The 18,246-nt window shown below is 37.8% G+C and carries 14 protein-coding genes and 2 pseudogenes; 2 read left to right on the top strand and 14 right to left on the bottom strand.

From position 1 onward, the window contains the following. Nucleotides 1-249 precede the first annotated feature (249 nt). Together A5849_RS11305 and A5849_RS11300 are read right to left on the bottom strand one after the other, a co-directional pair. Nucleotides 250-683, bottom strand: a pseudogene (locus A5849_RS11305) (hypothetical protein). A 109-nt stretch (nucleotides 684-792) separates the two neighbouring features. Further along, nucleotides 793-2,652 carry an LTA synthase family protein gene (locus tag A5849_RS11300; RefSeq protein ID WP_086310111.1) on the bottom strand — a complete coding sequence of 620 codons (1,860 nt, stop codon included), beginning with the start codon at nucleotides 2,650-2,652 and terminating at the stop codon, nucleotides 793-795. Here A5849_RS11300 and A5849_RS15235 point away from each other — a divergent pair, their 5' ends adjacent. Beyond that, nucleotides 2,653-2,775, top strand: coding sequence for a hypothetical protein (locus tag A5849_RS15235; RefSeq protein WP_002316803.1), 123 nt, complete (start codon nucleotides 2,653-2,655; stop codon nucleotides 2,773-2,775). Here the strand turns inward: A5849_RS15235 and A5849_RS11290 are convergent. The 4 genes from A5849_RS11290 to A5849_RS11275 form a co-directional block, all read right to left on the bottom strand. Beyond that, entirely contained in the window at nucleotides 2,770-3,930 is a 1,161-nt protein-coding gene (locus A5849_RS11290; RefSeq protein WP_086310110.1) for an NAD(P)-dependent oxidoreductase, read from the bottom strand. The genes A5849_RS15235 and A5849_RS11290 overlap by 6 nt on opposite strands. Nucleotides 3,931-4,236: 306 nt before the next feature. Next, complete coding sequence (gene araA, locus A5849_RS11285) at nucleotides 4,237-5,661, bottom strand: L-arabinose isomerase (protein WP_002291462.1); 1,425 nt, start codon at nucleotides 5,659-5,661, stop codon at nucleotides 4,237-4,239. A 15-nt stretch (nucleotides 5,662-5,676) separates the two neighbouring features. Continuing rightward, nucleotides 5,677-6,375, bottom strand: coding sequence for an L-ribulose-5-phosphate 4-epimerase (locus A5849_RS11280; protein ID WP_002320379.1), 699 nt, complete (start codon nucleotides 6,373-6,375; stop codon nucleotides 5,677-5,679). Next, nucleotides 6,332-7,993, bottom strand: a complete 1,662-nt coding sequence (locus tag A5849_RS11275) for a xylulokinase (protein WP_002310069.1) — start codon at nucleotides 7,991-7,993, stop codon at nucleotides 6,332-6,334. Before A5849_RS11275 ends, A5849_RS11280 begins: the two co-directional genes overlap by 44 nt. A gap of 210 nt (nucleotides 7,994-8,203) precedes the next feature. Here A5849_RS11275 and A5849_RS11270 point away from each other — a divergent pair. Next, nucleotides 8,204-8,953 (top strand): annotated as a pseudogene (locus A5849_RS11270) (MFS transporter); the annotation flags it as partial. 158 nt (nucleotides 8,954-9,111) lie between these two features. Here the strand turns inward: A5849_RS11270 and A5849_RS11265 are convergent. The 8 genes from A5849_RS11265 to A5849_RS11230 form a co-directional block, all read right to left on the bottom strand. Beyond that, entirely contained in the window at nucleotides 9,112-10,191 is a 1,080-nt protein-coding gene (locus tag A5849_RS11265; protein WP_002314107.1) for a GntR family transcriptional regulator, read from the bottom strand. A gap of 85 nt (nucleotides 10,192-10,276) precedes the next feature. After that, a complete protein-coding gene (locus A5849_RS11260) occupies nucleotides 10,277-11,236 on the bottom strand; it encodes a family 43 glycosylhydrolase (RefSeq protein ID WP_002320376.1) in 960 nt (319 codons plus the stop codon). 11 nt (nucleotides 11,237-11,247) lie between these two features. Continuing rightward, the gene (locus A5849_RS11255; protein WP_171794410.1) at nucleotides 11,248-12,759 is read right to left on the bottom strand and encodes an alpha-N-arabinofuranosidase; all 1,512 of its coding nucleotides are present in this window, start codon (nucleotides 12,757-12,759) and stop codon (nucleotides 11,248-11,250) included. Between the two features lie 21 nt (nucleotides 12,760-12,780). Continuing rightward, nucleotides 12,781-13,344, bottom strand: a complete 564-nt coding sequence (locus tag A5849_RS11250; protein WP_002316806.1) for a YesL family protein — start codon at nucleotides 13,342-13,344, stop codon at nucleotides 12,781-12,783. Nucleotides 13,345-13,349: 5 nt separating this feature from the next. Then, nucleotides 13,350-14,213: a carbohydrate ABC transporter permease gene (locus A5849_RS11245; RefSeq protein WP_002310062.1), complete on the bottom strand. Its 864-nt coding sequence runs from the start codon at nucleotides 14,211-14,213 to the stop codon at nucleotides 13,350-13,352. 13 nt (nucleotides 14,214-14,226) lie between these two features. Beyond that, the gene (locus A5849_RS11240) at nucleotides 14,227-15,123 is read right to left on the bottom strand and encodes a carbohydrate ABC transporter permease (protein WP_002335207.1); all 897 of its coding nucleotides are present in this window, start codon (nucleotides 15,121-15,123) and stop codon (nucleotides 14,227-14,229) included. A 174-nt stretch (nucleotides 15,124-15,297) separates the two neighbouring features. Beyond that, nucleotides 15,298-16,587 (bottom strand): ABC transporter substrate-binding protein, encoded by a 1,290-nt coding sequence (locus A5849_RS11235; RefSeq protein WP_002310059.1) that lies wholly within the window; start codon nucleotides 16,585-16,587, stop codon nucleotides 15,298-15,300. Then, a complete protein-coding gene (locus A5849_RS11230) occupies nucleotides 16,559-18,076 on the bottom strand; it encodes an alpha-N-arabinofuranosidase (RefSeq protein WP_086310109.1) in 1,518 nt (505 codons plus the stop codon). The genes A5849_RS11235 and A5849_RS11230 overlap by 29 nt, the downstream gene beginning before the upstream one ends. Nucleotides 18,077-18,246: the final 170 nt, after the last annotated feature.

The raw sequence follows: 18,246 nt of genomic DNA, 5'->3' as shown, positions 1-18,246 counted from the left end.
TCCATACTATCTGAAAAGGACATCAGCGCAAGACTTTTTCGTCTGTTCTGATGTCCTTTTCTATAAATAAAAAAACCGCCGAGTTGGTTAGACTCTGCGGAAAAGGAGTATTTACTCAATTTTGAGTAAGTACAAGGTTGTTGGTTATAGGTATGTTCTTATCATAAAGGATTTTGTTCACTCTATCATAAAGACAATATTACATTTATATTAGATAACTCTAGTTTTTATTGTCATCAAATTTTTCTTTTATTTTTTCAATAACAAATTAGTCATTTTTTGGATGGCAGCTGTCAATTGGTCAGTCGCTTGGTCTTGTTTTGCTTCAGATGTATTGAATAAATCTTTATCTACCCCTGACTCAAGATCAATACTTTGAATCATTTCTTCACAGCCTGCTACATATGAAAGATAAGCTTTTTCAAAATTTTTATGAATGCCCATTGCTTTTGCTGGTGGGCGCAATGTACTGACTTTCTTAAGCATTGCCCGATATTTTTTTGTTCCTTCTTCAAATAACTGGACGGTCTCTTCAAGAGTCGATCTGTCCAGTTCACTTGTTTTCCTTCATCGATTGCGTTTCTGATCACTTCATATTTCGGATGCATTCCTTCTCCGATTGCTTCGGTTTCCTTGACGATTTGATCGATGGACTGCACATAATAGCCAATATTCGGTAACATATTTGTTTTCCTACTTTCTCCATTGTTGTTATTATTTATTCTACTTGTTTTTATCCTCAAATGACAAGTACTTGAAAAAATTTAATGGTTTCTATACAGCTCGCCATTCTTATTCGTGCTCAAAGAAACCATCTGCTAAACTATATTGTTTCCCTGCGACAATGTCATATTGGATCAATTGATATTCGTCGTAAATCTCTTGTTGCGAGCGATTGAATTGCGCTTCTTTATACCACTGTCCGTTTTGATAGTACAGTTCTCGTTCAAACGCCGGAAGTTCTTGTTCTAATGATAAAAGCAGCTGATAAAAACCATTCGTTGTCTGATTCGTCTGTTCCATTAGATTCGCTGCAAAATAAAAAGGACTGGTTATTGCATCTTGAGTCGTTTTCTTTTCTAATTTTCCTTTACTGTCAAACATCAAGAATTGTGTTTCATGCAATGTTTGTTTATCATTTTTGGCTTGGATGGTATCTGAATAGATCCCTGGCAGATGATCCCCCCAAAAAACAACTAGAGTCCTTCTAGAAAGATTCTTCAGTTCTTCCGTGAATTGCTTCAGTGCCGTGCTGCTATAGGAAATATCTTGCAGATAATTCTCTAAGTCAAGCGTCCCACTTCCATCTGAAATCTCTGCAGAATAGCCCAGTCTATCATACTTTCCATTGTAAGGCATATGTGTCTGCATCGTGACTAAATGAATGAACTGAGGTGTTTTTTCTTCCTTGAGAAGTGTCATTACTTCTTTGTAAGCTGACTCATCAGAAATATATGGATTATTCTCTATCGTATCCGTGTAGGTCATCGTACGCTCGCTGATGAACTGGTCAAATCCTAATGTCTGATAAACATCCTCTCTTTTATACATCGAAGTATTGTATGGATGGATCGCTGTCGTCTGGTATGATTGTGCGTTTAACGCTGAAACGATAGAAGGAAGCTGATCCATTTTTGGCACTAGCATCGTGTAAGGAGTGGTGAGTTGCGCATTAAACAACGCCATAGAAAAACCAGTCAATGCTTCGAATTCGATATTTGCTGTTCCACCGCCATAGTTTTGAGAAAGCATATTGCCACTATATGTTTGATCAGCTACTTCATAATAATCTGCCAATGGCTCACCAGATACTTCTACGCCGTTTAATCGACTAGGATCTGAGAAACTTTCACTCATTACGAACACGATGTTCGGCGACTCTTCCTCTACAGCTTTATTTTTTTCATCGGCTATCTTCTGGTATTTTTCAGTGATTTCTTTGATCTTTGCTTTCGAATATCCTTCAGGTTCATCCATTGGTTCTACCTTCAGATTGTACAAAAACCCACCGATAAAACCAGTGTTATAGTAGTTCATTTTCTGGCTGTAAGGTATCCATAGTGCCGTTTTATTATATGCTTTTCGCAACAAATTATCGGGATTGTTGAAATTACTGATATACCCTAGCAGTCCAATTGCCACAAGCAGTGTCGTTAATCGGATCAATTGGAATCGCCTTCCTTTTTTCAGGCTTCGAAACATGTACCAGCAGAACAATCCTAGCACGGTTCCTGCGGCAGCTAAGATCACTGTAAACAGCATAGTGCCGGTCATATCTTTCAGCAATCCGATTTCAGTGATCATCTTCAAATCGTCTGGATAAATCGGTTCTTGCCGATAACTCATTTTCATATAATTTGCAAAACCTAATACACCGATGGCTACGACATACGTAAGGGAACCTAAAGGGACAGATCCTGCTAGTGCAATCAGAAAAATAAGAATAATCAGCAAGACGAAACAGGCTAAGAAGAATTTTTCCGTATGCCAAGAAAAAGCAAATTTCAACGCAAGGTCTACGGATAGATCATTTTGACACCACTGCAAAAATAAATTACTAAAAACAACAAGAAAAAAGATATTGATGATCGCTACTGTTCCTTTTAAAATCTTTTTCTGTTTGGTTGAAAGTCTGCTTATATATCTTTTCAAATGCTTGCTCCTTCATTTCTATCAACAAAAGAATGTTGTTTCTCTTATTTTAGTTGTACGAAATTCGAAAGTAAAGAACGAAAAGAAGAATTAATGAAATCCAAATATTCTCTTTCTTTATGACCTTTCTGGTTTCTTTAATAAGCGGACTTTTCGTACTCCAGAAATTTTTTCTAGCTGTTGTTTCACTTGATTGAGCTGTTCAAAATCAGTACTGTCTATGTCAATCAATATGTAGACATGCTCATTCTTATGATTACGCGATATATCTGCGATCACTAGCTCGTTCTTATTCAGCAGAGAAAATATCTCTGCTAATATATTGGCTTTCTTTTGATAAAATATAGTGAATCGAAACGGCGCTTGGAAAAACATTCGTGCGGATGGATAATTGACCGCTTCTCTAACCGTACCGAACAAAAGATAATCTTTTAAGGCTTCAACTGCCAAACGTCCGCTGTCTGCCAAAGCTTCCTGAGTCGATCCCCCTAGATGAGGCAACATAAGTATACGGTCATTTTCTAAGAACTCTTCTTCTGGGAAATCAGTCACGTATTTGGCCAGATGTTGTTTTTCCAATGCTTGCATAACAGCATATTTATCAACGATTTCACTTCTTCCTACATTGATAAGTACAGCATCTTTTTTCATTTTTTCTATATTCGCCTGATTGATCAATCCTTTTGTATCTTCTGTCAACGGCAGCATGACTACGATGTAATCCGAGGTAGAAAGAACTGTTTCTAAATCTGCTTGCCGAACATAATCCAACTGGGCATCGCGGATAGAATAACCCAAGACATCCATCCCTAAGCCATAGCAACTTAGCGCTACTTTTGTGCCTATCGCGCCAAGACCAAGAAGACCGATGGTTTTGCCTTGCAATTCTCGTCCCACATAAGTACTTCTTTTGTTTTCTGCCTGTTCTAAAATATTAGGACCTGTTAGTGTTTGTACCATACGACTTGCTTCGATTATCGGACGGGAAGATAAGAGCAAACAGCACAAAACAAGCTCTTTTACTGCATTAGCATTTACGCCTGGTGTATTCATGACGATCGTCCCGTTTTCAGAAGCTTTTTCAACGTTGATCGTGTTCACCCCAACACCAGCTCTTGAAATTGCTAGCAAATCTGGTGTAAGCCATTCATCTTTCACTTTCGTACTACGAATGACTATTCCTTCGGCTGGCAAATCATCTATTATTTTGAAATATTCCCCTTGTAACTTTTCTATCTCTTGTTCTGGAATAGCATCAATCAAATGAACGTGATACATAAAACCCCCTCCTTACTAACAAGTATCTCGAAATTACTGCAATTAGACAACTGTTTACCATTTGACTTCCTAGAAGCAAAAATAGCAGCTAGAGCAGAGTAGGCTTAGCGATAAAAATAAGGCCATGGCAAGTTACTGCCATAAGCCTTATTTTTGAGAGCAAAATATTGTGGGTGAGATTTCTTGATAAATGGTGTTCAGTTAGCTAACATTGATAATAAGACAAAATTTCAAAAAAGTTGAAAAGCAAATTTCGTCAATCTCTTCTTTTTTCTTAAAACTAAGCGGCTTTTTCACAACCTCTTTTTATCTAATAACAACGGTTTCCAACTCAACTAATTTTGCCCATGTTTCAATTTGATCTGTTGTTAGATTTAGCGAGACAACGGTATGATGACCGCCACCTGCCTGAATCCATGAATGGACACCTTCATGGAAATTCGGTTTAGTTTTCCATAGCACACGTGCAACAGGCAAATTAGGTGCTTCAGTTGTGGGTTCAAAGGCTTCTACTTCATTGATCAGCAGTTTATAATGCGTACCGAAGTCTGCCATCGATACGACTACCCCTTCTCCTGCTTTCCCATCAAATACAAGACGCGCCGGATCTTCTCTATCTCCCATTGATAAAGGAGAAACAACGATTCTTGGTTTCGTCGCAGCAAGCGTCGGATCTACTTCCATCATATGGGATTCCAAGATTGCTTCTTGGCCACTAGCTAGCTCGTAAGTATAATCTTCCATGAATCCTGTATCTTTTCCTCGAGCCATGATTTTCAGCAACCGATCAATCGCTGCAGTTTTCCAGTCGCCTTCCCCAGCAAAACCGTATCCTTCTGCCATCAAACGTTGTACAGCTAGTCCAGGCAGTTGTTTCATTCCATAAAGGTCTTCAAAATTAGTCGTAAAAGCGTTATAGCCTCCTTCTTCTAAGAAACGGCGAATACCGATTTCCTGCTGAGCTTGTACTTTTACATGTTCTTCCCATGTCTTTTCTTCATAATCACCATAGTCGAAGGTATACAATTCCTTGTACTCTTCAAATAATTGTTCGACTTCTTCGTCTGATACGCGATCGATTACTTGTACAAGATCTCCGATACCAAAATAATCAACAGTCCAACCAAATTGAATCTGTGCTTCCACTTTGTCTCCTTCTGTGACACCCACGTTTCTCATGTTGTCACCAAAACGAGCCACTTTTATTCCAAAACTTTCATTATAGGCTACTGCAACATCCATCCAATCAGCAATCTCTTTTTGAATCTCAGGTCGTTTCCAGTAGCCAACGACGATTTTATTTTGTTTATTTAATCGAGCATTGATGAACCCATATTCGCGGTCACCATGAGCGGATTGATTTAAATTCATGAAATCCATATCGATCGTTTTCCAAGGAATGCTTTCGTTATATTGCGTAGCTAAATGAAGCAATGGTTTTTGTAGAAGCTTTGTCCCACGGATCCACATTTTTGCTGGTGAGAAAGTATGCATCCAAGTGATCACACCTGCTACTTCTTCTCGATAATTGACCTCTTTCATGATTTTTGTGATCGTGTCAGCGGTAACTGCTAATTCTTGAAGGCGGATAGGATAAGGCAATTGGCCGTTTTCATTCAATTCATCAACCATTTCTTGTGCATGTTTCTTTACTTCTCGCAGTGCTTCTTCCCCATATAAATGCTGTGATCCTACAACAAACCAAAATTCTTTTTCTCCAATATTCAACATAATTAGCCACTCCTTTTATTTGTGTTGTCCGTAATACGCATTTTTTCCGTGTTTTCGTAAATAATGTTTATCTAAAATCCGTTGAGGCAGCTCTTCTGAAAATGAATTAAGCTGTCTGGTAAATAAATTCATCTTGCATACTTCATCTAGTACGACTGCGTTCATTACTGCACTTTGCGCATCTTTCCCCCAAGTAAATGGACCGTGTCCGTGTAAAAGTACCCCTGGAATTGCTAAGGGATCAATTTTGCGTTCTTTGAATGTTTCTATGATAACTTTTCCTGTTTCATATTCGTACCCGCTGTCGATTTCCTGTTGTGTCAAAAATCGAGCACAAGGTACCGATCCATAAAAAGTATCTGCATGCGTCGTCCCCATCGCAGGAACATCCAATCCTGCTTGTGCCCAGATCGTCGCCCATGTCGAGTGAGTATGGACGATTCCTCCGATTTGAGGAAATGAACGATATAAAACAGCATGAGTAGGCGTATCCGAAGAGGGATTGAGTTTACCTTCAATGATATGATTGTCCAAGTCCACAACGACCATGTCGTCTGCTGTCATCTCTTCATAACTGACCCCGCTAGGTTTGATAACGAAATATCGTGTTTCAGGATCAAAAGCGCTCACATTTCCCCATGTATATTTGACAAGTCCGTGTTTAGGCAAGTCAAGATTTGCTTGGTATACTTCTTCTTTCAGTTGTTCCAGCATTTTCTATCACTCCTTTTTCTTGCAATTGATGAATCGCTGTTTTTTCAATGTCGATCCCCTCACGGTAACGACTCATAAATATCTGATAGCCTGCTATTTCTTCTGCTGAAGGTGTGATGGTGATTCCTTGGTCTTGTCCAAACACGTCTTCTGCCAAGAAGTTTTCTAAAGATTTCCCATGCTGATCTATCATATAGGCTGCTAATAACGCGATCCCCCACGCTCCACCTTCTCCGGCTGTGTCCATCACTGTAACTGGTGCCTCCATAGCAGATGCTAGAATCCGCTGTCCAGCTTCTGGTGTTTTAAAAATCCCCCCATGCCCCACTAAACGATCAATTTGGACATCCTCAGATTTCAATATATCCATTCCGATTCTCATTGCGCCAAAAGCACTGGCTAAATGGATTCGCATGAAATTCGCTAAATCAAAACGGCTACCTGGTGTACGTACAAATAATGGCCTTCCTTCATTTACTCCTGTAATGTTTTCACCGGAAAAATAACCATAAGAAAGTAATCCCCCGCAATCCGTATCGCCTTCTAGCGCTTTATTGAATAATACCGTGAATAATTTATCTCTGCTTATCTCCATACCCAAAGAATTGGTAAATTCTTCAAAAATACTGACCCAAGCATTGATATCCGAAGAGCAGTTATTCGTATGAACCATGCCTACTAGTTCTCCTGAAGGTGTAGTGACCATGTCGATTTCCGGATGGACATTTTCTAGTTCTTTTTCTAATACGATCATAGCGAAGGCGGAAGTACCAGCCGAAATGTTCCCTGTGCGTTTGGCTACACTATTCGTAGCGACCATACCGGTTCCTGCATCTCCTTCTGGCGGACAAATCGGGATTCCTGGCTTCAGGTTTCCCGTAGGGTCAATCAGATAAGCCCCTGATTCGCTTAACTTGCCAGCTTCTTTTCCTGCTACTAGAACTTTAGGCAAAATGTGATCCAAATCAATCGCTACATGCTCTTTTTCGACTAACTGACCAAAAATATTTTTCATTTCTTGATGATAGGTTTTCGTTGAAGGATCGATAGGAAACATGCCTGATGCATCTCCTACGCCTAGTACTTTCTCACCAGTAAGCTGCCAATGAACATATCCTGCAAGCGTTGTCAAAAAATTAATTTCTCTCACATGTTCTTCTTTATTCAAGATAGCTTGATACAAATGAGCGATACTCCATCTCTGCGGAATATTGTATTGGAATTTTTCCGTTAATATTCGTTCTGCTTCTTCAGTGATTGTATTCCGCCAAGTACGAAATGGTACTAGTAACTGTTCCTTGCTATCAAAAGCTAGATAACCGTGCATCATTGCACTGAACCCAATCGACCCGATCGTTGTAAGATTCTCGCCATAGATTTCGAATACTTCTGCTGCCATTTTTCGGTAACTGACGCGCAGTCCTTTCCAAATATCTTCTAATGAATAGGTCCAGATACCATTTTCTAGTTTGTTTTCCCACTCATAACTACCAGCGGCAATAGGAGTAAAAGATGAATCAATCAATACAGCTTTGATTCTAGTTGATCCAAACTCAATTCCTAAAGATGTACGACCATCTATGACATCTAACATACTTTGCGCATTTACTTCCTTCATAATGATTTAACTCCCTCCTTCTCGTCAAACCTGATCAAACCGTCTTTTTTAGTAGCGCTTACAATGATTATTGTATACTTTTGTACGTACATGTCAAGTGGTTATTTTCAAGAATATAATAAAAAACGCTTGTTTTGTACGTACATAAGTTATAGAATGAGATTGCTTACAAAATCTGATCAGCCGCCTTCTCGAAATTCTAGAAGGAGAGAATACGAAGCTGAACAGGAATTCGAACAAATCCAGCTGAATGTCAAACAAGAAAAGACAACCGTAACTTCTTGGCATACTTTGTTTTTAGAAAAGTATCGTTCGTTAGTTATTGCCGGTATTGGTGTAGCAGTATTCCAGCAATTTCAAGGAGCTAATGCTATTTTTTACTATATTCCGCTGATCGTAGAAAAAGCGACTGGGCATGCAGCGAGCGATGCATTGATGTGGCCGATCATCCAAGGAATCATTTTAGTTGCTGGTTCTTTGCTCTTTTTGGTTATTGCAGACAAGTTCAATCGGCGAACTTTATTGAAAATAGGCGGTAGCGTGATGGGACTTTCTTTCATCCTACCAGCTGTTTTAGGAACTGTACTGGATGCTCATACAAATTCGTTGTTAATTCTCTTGTTTTTATGTATTTATGTCGCATTTTATTCTTGCACATGGGCTCCACTGACATGGGTAATCGTAGGCGAAATATTCCCATTAGCTGTCCGCGGGCGAGCATCTGGCCTAGCCTCTTCTTTTAATTGGATTGGTTCTTTCCTAGTCGGCTTGTTTTTTCCTGTGATGACTGCTTCTATGTCTCAAGAAATCGTTTTTGGTATTTTTGGGATCATCTGCTTTTTAGGAGTTTTATTTATTCAAGAGATCGTACCGGAGACTCGTGGGAAATCTTTAGAGGGAATCGAACAAAGTGCATCTAAAAAAACTTATCCTAAACGTATTTCTATCCATCATTCTTAAAGTGATCGTGACAGAAGTGGTCAGCTTCAAGAAATAAGAAGGAACCGCTTAGTTTCGAGTCACAAGGACCAAGTTCAAAAAACAGTTTCTCATGTTTGATGATTTTTGTCACAGCCCCAAATTGATATAAAAAATAAGAGGCGGTAAAAACCCGTCTCTTATTTTTCGTTTTCTTTTACTGTTTCCCGTTCAACTAGTACAGGCTCATAAAGAATATTCGGCTGTGCCTGTCCTTTTTCAATCGTTGTGACGATCCACCGTGCGGCATCTTGTCCCAACTTTTCTTTTGGATGAGTCAATGTTGTCAATTTTTTATTTCCTAAATGGCTTAAAGAAGAATCGTCTGTTCCTACGATCGATAGGTCATCTGGAATATGATAGCCATTTTCTGTCAACTTATCTAGCAATAAACTAGCTATTTGATCGTTATAGCAAATGATGCCATCTAAAGCTTGTTCTTCTTTCAACCGTTGTACTGTTTTTTCAGCAATTGTTTCTCGTGTTTCCGTGGTGAAAGTAATGATATCTTTTGTCAAAAATCGCACATTATACTGTTCACACGCGCTGATAAAACCTTTCATCCTGTATTTTCCTTGAAGATCGTCGATTTTTGTGATGAACAACAGACGTTGATGTCCTTTTTTTATCAAATATTCTGCTGCCATAAAACCGACTTTCACATCATCTAAACAAATATAAGAGGCATTTAACTCTTCATAAGCAGCATTGATCATCACCATCGGAATGCCTTTTTCTCTCAAAGCAACATAAAGTGCTAAGTTTGGGTTATACTGATTACTTTTCGTAGGCTCAACGATTAAACCATCTACTCCATAAGCAATCATTTTCTTCAAACACTCTTTCTCCAATTCGTGATCGTTATTCGTACTGGCTAAAAGCAATGAATACCCAGATTCTCGTAATTCGTTTTCGATTCCTCGGATAATCGACGGAAAAATATAATCAGAGAGATATGTGGTGATGACACCGATCGTTTTTGTTCTGTTCAATGGTGTTTTTTCTTTCTTATAGCTGTCATCTACATATGTGCCCGATCCTTTTTCTTTACGCAGATAGCCCTCATTTACCAACACAGCGATTGCTTGCCGAATCGTATGTCTGCTGACGGCATATATTTCTTGCAGCTTGAATTCTGAAGGAATGGTTGTATTTACTTCGTATTCCTCATGAAGGATCTTTTGTTTTATCTCATCTGCAATGTCTTGATATTTTGCCATTTACCTTGCCCCTTTTTATTTGTACGTACATATATCATAACGAGTCTGTAAGGTTTATTCAAGCAAAAATCAAGGTTTATTGTTCTCATAAGTCATACGGTACAGGTTCACCAAATTCTGGAAATCCTTGCTCATTCCACGTAAAGCATTGCGCGTTCGCGTGCCGATTGGGATTGTCTAATGGATCCCCTTTTTGGTTCTTCTCTGGTCGAGCATGATAAATCAAAATATCAAAGCATCCATCTTCTGAAATCGTAAACGAGTTGTGACCAGGCCCAAATTGCTTATTTTTTTCAGAAGAAACGAATACTGGCTCCGATAATTTATGCCATGATTCATTTAATAAAAGATTCTTGTGCTCATCAGCCCACAGCAGACCCATGGCATAGTTTTCATCCGTTGCACTACCAGAATACGTAATGAATATTTTCCCATTACGAGTAAGGACTGCTGGACCTTCATTTACTGAAAAACCCCGTTTTTCCCATTCATACTCAGGTATAGAAAGGAGGAGTTGCTCTCCCTTTAACGTCCAAGGATTAGCCATTTCGGATAGATAAAGATTAGAATTCCCAGCAATTTCAGGATCTTGTTGAGCCCACACGTAATATAGCTTTCCCTGAGAAGAGAAAGTTGTTCCATCTAAACTGAAAGTTTCCCTTTTCGTTTTTATTTGTCCCTTTTCTATCCAATCTGTATTCATTGGATCCATATGCTGATTTTCAAGTACGAACATGCGGTGATGATGGGATTCATCACGTATGGTTTTATGATTGCTTGCAGCAAAGTAAATGTACCATTTTCCATTGATATAATGGACTTCAGGTGCCCAGATCAATTCACTCATCGGTCCTTCTTCATGAGCCTGCCATACAATCAGGCTTTCAGCATGTTCTAATTCATTCAGTGACTTTGCCCTTCTTAATTCAATCACTTGGTAGCCGGGAACCGATCCTGTAAAATAATAATAACCATCTGTATGTTTATATACCCAAGGATCTGCCCGTTGCTGAACGATAGGATTATTATAAAGTGTCTTCATCATAACAAATTTCCTCACATTTTCTTTATTCTAATTACATTCCAAGAGTATTTTTCTATCCCTACATTTAACTCGTCATGTTTTTCTATTGAAAAATAGTTTATTTCAGGTTTTATCTTTTCTGGTTCTTCACGTGTATTTTTGTCCAATAGATCACTACTGGTCAATGTGTAGTGCTCTCCTTGATCTAGCAAATTAAAATCATGTTCAATCGTTACATTTTGTTGTTCATTAGTGCGATTAATCAAGAAAATAGTCAGTTGATTGCCGTTATCTACGACCACACTGTCTACATAAGGAACTTTTTTTATCTTTTCACAATCATAAACAGGGCAAATGATTTGTTGTTCCAATACTTGACCTTTAGCATATTTCGATAAGTGTTGCATCACATAGTAAGTTGGATTCTTCCATGCTTGGCCTTTAGCATCTGTTAGTATTAAAGGTATTGTGTTTACTAACAATGATTGACAACTAATCTTTACGCGATCTGCATGTCGTAAAATAGCCAATCCTAATGAACCAAATAATAATGTATCCTCCATAGTAAAGTAACACCAATCAATGGGACTACCGATTTCAAAATCCCTGTGTCTTTTTTCCGGTTGGGCATGTACGTTCCATTCATCGAACGCTAGATACATTGTTTTCTCACTTCTCAAATATCCTTTTACATAATCACAAGTAGCAACGATCTCTTCAATTTGACGATCGAATCGATAAGCTTTTGCCAGGTATGTCGCTGTATCATCACGCTCATTTTTAGGAGGTTTAGTCAAGTCTTCTTCATCATACTTGTCAATATAGTTATGCAAAGCTAAATAATCTACGTTCTCATATGCTTCTTCTAATGCGATACGATCCCATTCAGGGTACGATGGTAAACGTGGCGTAGAGCTTCCAACTAAGATTGTTTCAATTGAATCATCTACTAACTTCATGACTTTCGAGGCTTCATTTGCTAACCTACCATATTCATAAGCACTCTTAGCACCCACTTGCCATGGCCCATCTAGCTCATTCCCTAAACACCATAATTTAACGCCAAAAGGTTTTTTTTGCCCGTTTTTTATTCTCAAATCACTCCAGAAGGTTCCTTTTGGAAAATTACAATATTCTACTAAATTTTTTGCTTCATCGATTCCTTTTGTTCCTAAATTCACTGTGAATATCGGTTCCGCTTGTACATGACTGATCCATTTAAAAAATTCGTGGATTCCAAAAGAATTTGGTTCTATACCTCGCCATGCTAAATCAATCTTTTTTGGTCGCCGTTCTTTCCTACCTATAGTATCCAACCAATCATAACCAGATGTAAAGTTCCCTCCAGGATAGCGAATGACACCTAATTCCAATTCCTTTACATAAGAGAGGACATCTTGTCTAAACCCGTCACCATCAGCTGTTTCATGGCTCGGTTCATAAATCCCTGTATAGACGACACTTCCCATATGTTCAACAAATGAGCCAAACAGCCGAGAACTGATCTCTCCTACTGTAAAATCCTCTCTGATTTTTACTTTTATTTCTTCGTCCAACAGCTTTCCCTACCTTTCATTTCCTATAGTCAAGATAATAGATACAAGTTTCCAAACGCCACCAGCAAAGATAAAAATAAACGGAGGAAAAAGAAATATGAGTAGTACAAAACCTAATAACAAAGCGCAACAAAGAATATTTCTCAAAAAATCAAAAAATACTTTCCATGTACTTTGTTCAAAAATTTGTAGAAACGAAGTATCTTTATTTTCAGAAATCACATATACCCAGGATAAAAGAAACATGGAATAAATAAGTGAAACTACATATCCACTAATTGAAAGTCCGATTGTCTGTTCTTCTAATAATTGATTAACAAGAAAATAAATAACGGTCGTTAACATACTAAGGAACAAGTTCTTACCAAAATGTTGCTTCATTCCTTGAAAGAAAAAATAAATGATGTGTCCTGATTCCTTACCTTTCCATTGCGCCATTACATAAAAAACAGCACATGTAGCAGGCACGATAGTAATAACCGGCAAACACACGATTACCCAGAGAATTCCTAATAAGATGTAATCAGAAACCACAATCAACTGTCCATAAAATTTTGTCTCAACTATTTTCATCTTCCTCACTCTTTCATTCCAGACATAGCTGTTCCTTGAACAAAATATTTCTGTGCAAAAATATAAACCACTAGTAATGGCAACATTGAAATAACCGTTCCAGCCATTACAGGTCCATAGAAAGAAATGTTCTGCCCCGTAAATAAAGCTAGCCCTGCTGGTAAAGTTCTCATTTTTGAACTACTTGTCAATATCAATGGATAAAGCAAGTCATTCCAACTATTCATCAGCGTGAAAATCCCTAATGATAAAAGAGTAGGTTTGCTCAATGGCAACATGATTTTCAAAAAAATATTAAACTCACTTAGTCCATCAATGCGTGCTGCCTCTTCCAAAGAATCTGGTAAAGTGATAAAAAAGGAGCGCATCATGAAGATACCAAATGCAGTTGTCATACGAGGAATGATTAAACCTGCATAAGTATCAAGCATGCCAAGCAAATTGACTTCAATAAATAGAGGAATCATGAAGACTTGGAATGGGATCATCATTGTCAGTAAAACGAAATAGAACAAAACTGATTTCCCTTTGAAACGCATACGAGCAAATGCGTACCCCGCAAGAGAATCAAAGAATACAGAAGTAATCACTGTCCCTCCAGCAAAAATTACTGTATTTTTGATGTAATCTAATAAAGGGATCGTTGTCCAAACCTTAATATAGTTATCTAGGGTATAGCTGTCTGCAAATATTCTAGGCGGAAATGAGATAATGTCTTTTTCGTGTTTAAAAGAAGAAATAATCAGCCACAAAAAAGGAAAAGCAATAACAAACAATATAATTAGCATACTAATCGTTCGAATGATTTTTTTACCACTAACTGCTTTCCTCTTATTCACAGTAACTGTAATCGAGCTTTCTGGTGCCATACAGAGTTCCCTCCTATTTCATTTGTTTTTCTTTCCGTGACATGTACACATTAGTGGAGATAGCTATAGTTGCAACAATGATAAACAAAACCGAAGACAATGCTGATGCATAGCCCAATTCATAAGGTGCTGTAAATCCTCGACTGTAAATATATTGAACAGCTGTTTCTGTCTTAAATTGTGGGCCACCAGCGGTTGCAACATATACTTGGTCAAACACTTGCATCGAACCAATCAGATTCGTTAAAACACAAAAACCTAAGGAGGGAACGATCTGAGGTAGTGTAATGTTAAAAAACTGCTGCCGATTTGTTGCACCATCCATTTGAGCAGATTCATACAAAGAGGGAGAGATTCCCTGAATAGCAGTCAAGAGAATCGTCATAGTAACACCAAAATTCTTCCAAACAGTCATGATGGCTACAGTTGGCATGGCAAGAGTTGGATCGCGAAAAAATTGAGGAATCGGCAAGCCGACTTGTGAAAACAAGTAAGGAATCGCCCCTACATTCGGATCAAGTAACATAGAAAAAATAATCGCAATTGACGTCAATGAGCAAATAACTGGAATGTAAAACGTTGAACGACAAAACCGATTGAATCTGGTATTTTTAGATAATGCTACTGCTGCTAATAAACCAACAATAATTTGTGTTGGCGTTTCAAGTACGGTAAAATATAAAGAATGAATCAACGAATTAACTGCTCGTTCATCACTAAATATACGTGTGAAATTTTCAAAACTTACAAAATTTCTTGATGTAAAGAAAATATTCAAATCTGTAAAACTAATAGCAAATGTTCCTAAAAGCGGTATGACAGTAAATAATAATAAAACTAAAAAAGATGGAGTCAAAAACAAATACGCAGCACGTTCAGGGCGATTCCAATATTTGGTGAATCCGTTCATATAGTCCACCTCATCTTTCATTTTGATAAAATATACGAGCTTGGTTTAATCGAATCTGAATAAGATATCCGAACGATCGCTGTGATTTCTGCAATAACACCTATCTGCAAACACTACGTCGATCATTCAGATATCTGTATCTTGTTAACAGTCTATCCTATATAAAGGTCTGTACTATTTTTGCAATAATTGATTGATGGCATCATCTGCATCGTTCATGAGTTTCTCAGGGTCTTCTCCCGCTAATAATTTTTCAATCAATGGGTTGATGATATCGTTATTAATCGCAGAGATTTGGGTAAAACCTGGTAAATATGGCTCTGCATAGTCCATTTGTTTCGATAATTCAGAAACAATAGGATCATTTTTGACTTCTTCATCTTTTGCTACTGAATCCAAGTAGGCAGGAAACCCATTTTCGATACTCCATTTTTTACCAATTTCAGTTGTATTCCAATATTTCAAAAACTCATAGATAGCTTCTTTTTTATTATTATCTGTACTTGCCGGAATGGCATATCCTACGCCATCTAAAATAGCTGTTTTTTTGTCCGAGTCACTCCCTTGTGGTAAGGTAGTCACATTATAATCAATCTCGTTTGCTTTCAATCCGTTATTTAACCATGGCCCATTGATTTCAATGGCTAGTTGACCAGCATTCATTAAATTGTCCATTTCGGCGCCAGAAATCGATTCTGGGCCAGTCTTGTCTACATGAATCATTTTTTGGATCGCTTTTAACGTTTTAAGGTTCTCAGGAGAGGCAAATTCAGACTTAGTATAATCATCGTTCACTAATTTACCGCCATTTGCTAACATCCAGTTATATAATGGTGCAGTTCCATCCTTATTGAAGACAAAACCTGATACATTTTTACTACTATCAGTTAATTGTGGTGCCATTTCTGTCAATTCTTCCCAAGTAGTAGGTGGTTGTTCAGTGTCTAAACCAGCTTGTTTAAACAAATCATTATTCCAATACATATACATTCCTTGTACCTGCATGGGGACAAAATACTGTTTACCTTCTACTTGACCTAATTCAACAGCCGTTTCTTTAAAATCAGATTTATCTACTCCATCATATTCCCAGAAATCGTCTAATGGTTGTACCGCTCCGTTTTCTACATACTGTGCAAAATCTGGATAATTTAATGCAATAAAGTCAGGTGCCTTTTTAGAAGAAATCGCTGTAGGAAGTTTTTCATTCAAATTGGCCCAAGTCATGATATCCATTTCAATTTTGATGTTTTTATCATTTGTTTTATTAAATTCATTAACGATTTCTTGCAATATTTCCCCATCAGATGCAGTAAACCCATTCCAAAAAGTCAAAGTCACTTCTTTATCAGAATCAGATTCTGCTGAACTTCCGCCACCACAAGCACCTAAAATACCTGTTGCAACTACCAATAAAGAGCCAATTAACCATTTTTTACCTTTCATTTTTTGTTCCTCCTTCATCTGATAAATAACATCTGACTACATTCCAAGATAGCGGTTTCAACAAACAATTGATTTTCCCATCTTCAGCTTTTACATTCGTTGAATGACTTGGTTTTACTTGTTCACTTTTAGGAAGATTGGTTGCTTTCGTATCAAACCCACTCATTTCAGAAAAATCAATCACTCCTGCTACTGATAATTCAGACAAGCGAACAGTTAGATTCATTTCTTCTTCTCCACGGTTAACTGCAAATATGACAAGTTCTTTGTCATTTATTACTGCTACACTTTCTAAATACGGCACTTCTTCAAAATCTTCCGTCGCATAGTTTACTGAATGAATTTGTGGGCTTAACACCTCTCCTTGTCCATACATAGCAGCTTGCATAAATGGATAATAAATCGTCTGTCTCCAAGCTTCTCCGTTTGTTTCTGTCCTGATTGGTGCAATAACATTTACCAATTGAGCAAGACAAGCTATCTTTACTCTGTCTGCATGTTTCAATAAAGTGATTAATAGACAGCCTAATAGTAATGCATCTTCAAAATTATAGTTATCTTCTAGTAAAGGAGGAGCAATCTGCCAAGGCGCTGCTTGCTCATCTTGTTCCGCTGAATGATACCAAATATTCCATTCATCAAAGGACAGGTTGATCTGCTTCTTACTATGTTTCTTCGCCTTGATTGTATCGCACATCGCTGTCACTTCAGAAATGAACCGATCCATGTCCAAGGAACGTGCAAGATAATGAGAAAGATCATTTTTTTGGTTGCCATAATATTGATGAAGAGACAAATAATCTATTTGATCATATGCTTGATCAAGGACTGTTAACTCCCAATCACCAAATGTAGGCATTTGCCGATTAGAACTTCCGCATAAAACCACCTCAATTGAATCATCTACGAGTTTCATCGCCTTAGCCGTTTCCGCTGCTAACCGTCCATATTCTTCTGCTGTTTTATGACCAATCTGCCAAGGACCGTCCATTTCATTCCCTAAACACCATGTCTTAATTCCAAAAGGGCTCTCTTGACCATTCGAACACCTTAAATCACTCCAATAAGTTCCTTTAGGAAAATTACAATATTCGACTAAATTACGAGCTGCATCTACCCCACGAGTACCCAGATTGACAGCCATATTGATTTCGGCCCCTACATGCTGACACCAGTTATAAAATTCATGAATCCCAACTTCATTCGTTTCAATTGTCCGCCAAGCTAAATCCAACCTTTTGGGTCTACTTGCTATGGGACCAATACTGTCTTCCCAACGAAATCCTGACACAAAATTTCCACCAGGATATCTAATCATGGGAATGTTCAATTCTTTTACTAAGTGAATGACGTCTTGGCGAAATCCACTTTCATTAGCTGATGGATGATCTGGCTGATAAATCCCTTCATATACCGCTCGTCCCATATGTTCAATAAATGAACTATACAACCGCGGATCAACTTTGCCTACACGCTTGACACTACTAATCAACATTGTGGCTTCCATAACTGACCTCCTTTAATTTATACATGAATAATACACCCCGTTGAAAGCGTTGTCAATAATAAAAATGTTAAATCTATTTATTTTCCCCCATTATAATTAATGTAAATATTAATTACGATTAAATCAAATAATTCAATATAGCTTTCATTAATAAATATGTTAATATAGAA

The sequence above is a fragment of the Enterococcus sp. 10F3_DIV0382 genome (assembly GCF_002140245.1).
GTDB classification, from domain to species: Bacteria; Bacillota; Bacilli; order Lactobacillales; family Enterococcaceae; genus Enterococcus_B; species Enterococcus_B lactis.
The sequence above is the reverse complement of the archived record's forward strand: the minus strand, read 5'-3'. Positions and strand labels throughout refer to the sequence as shown.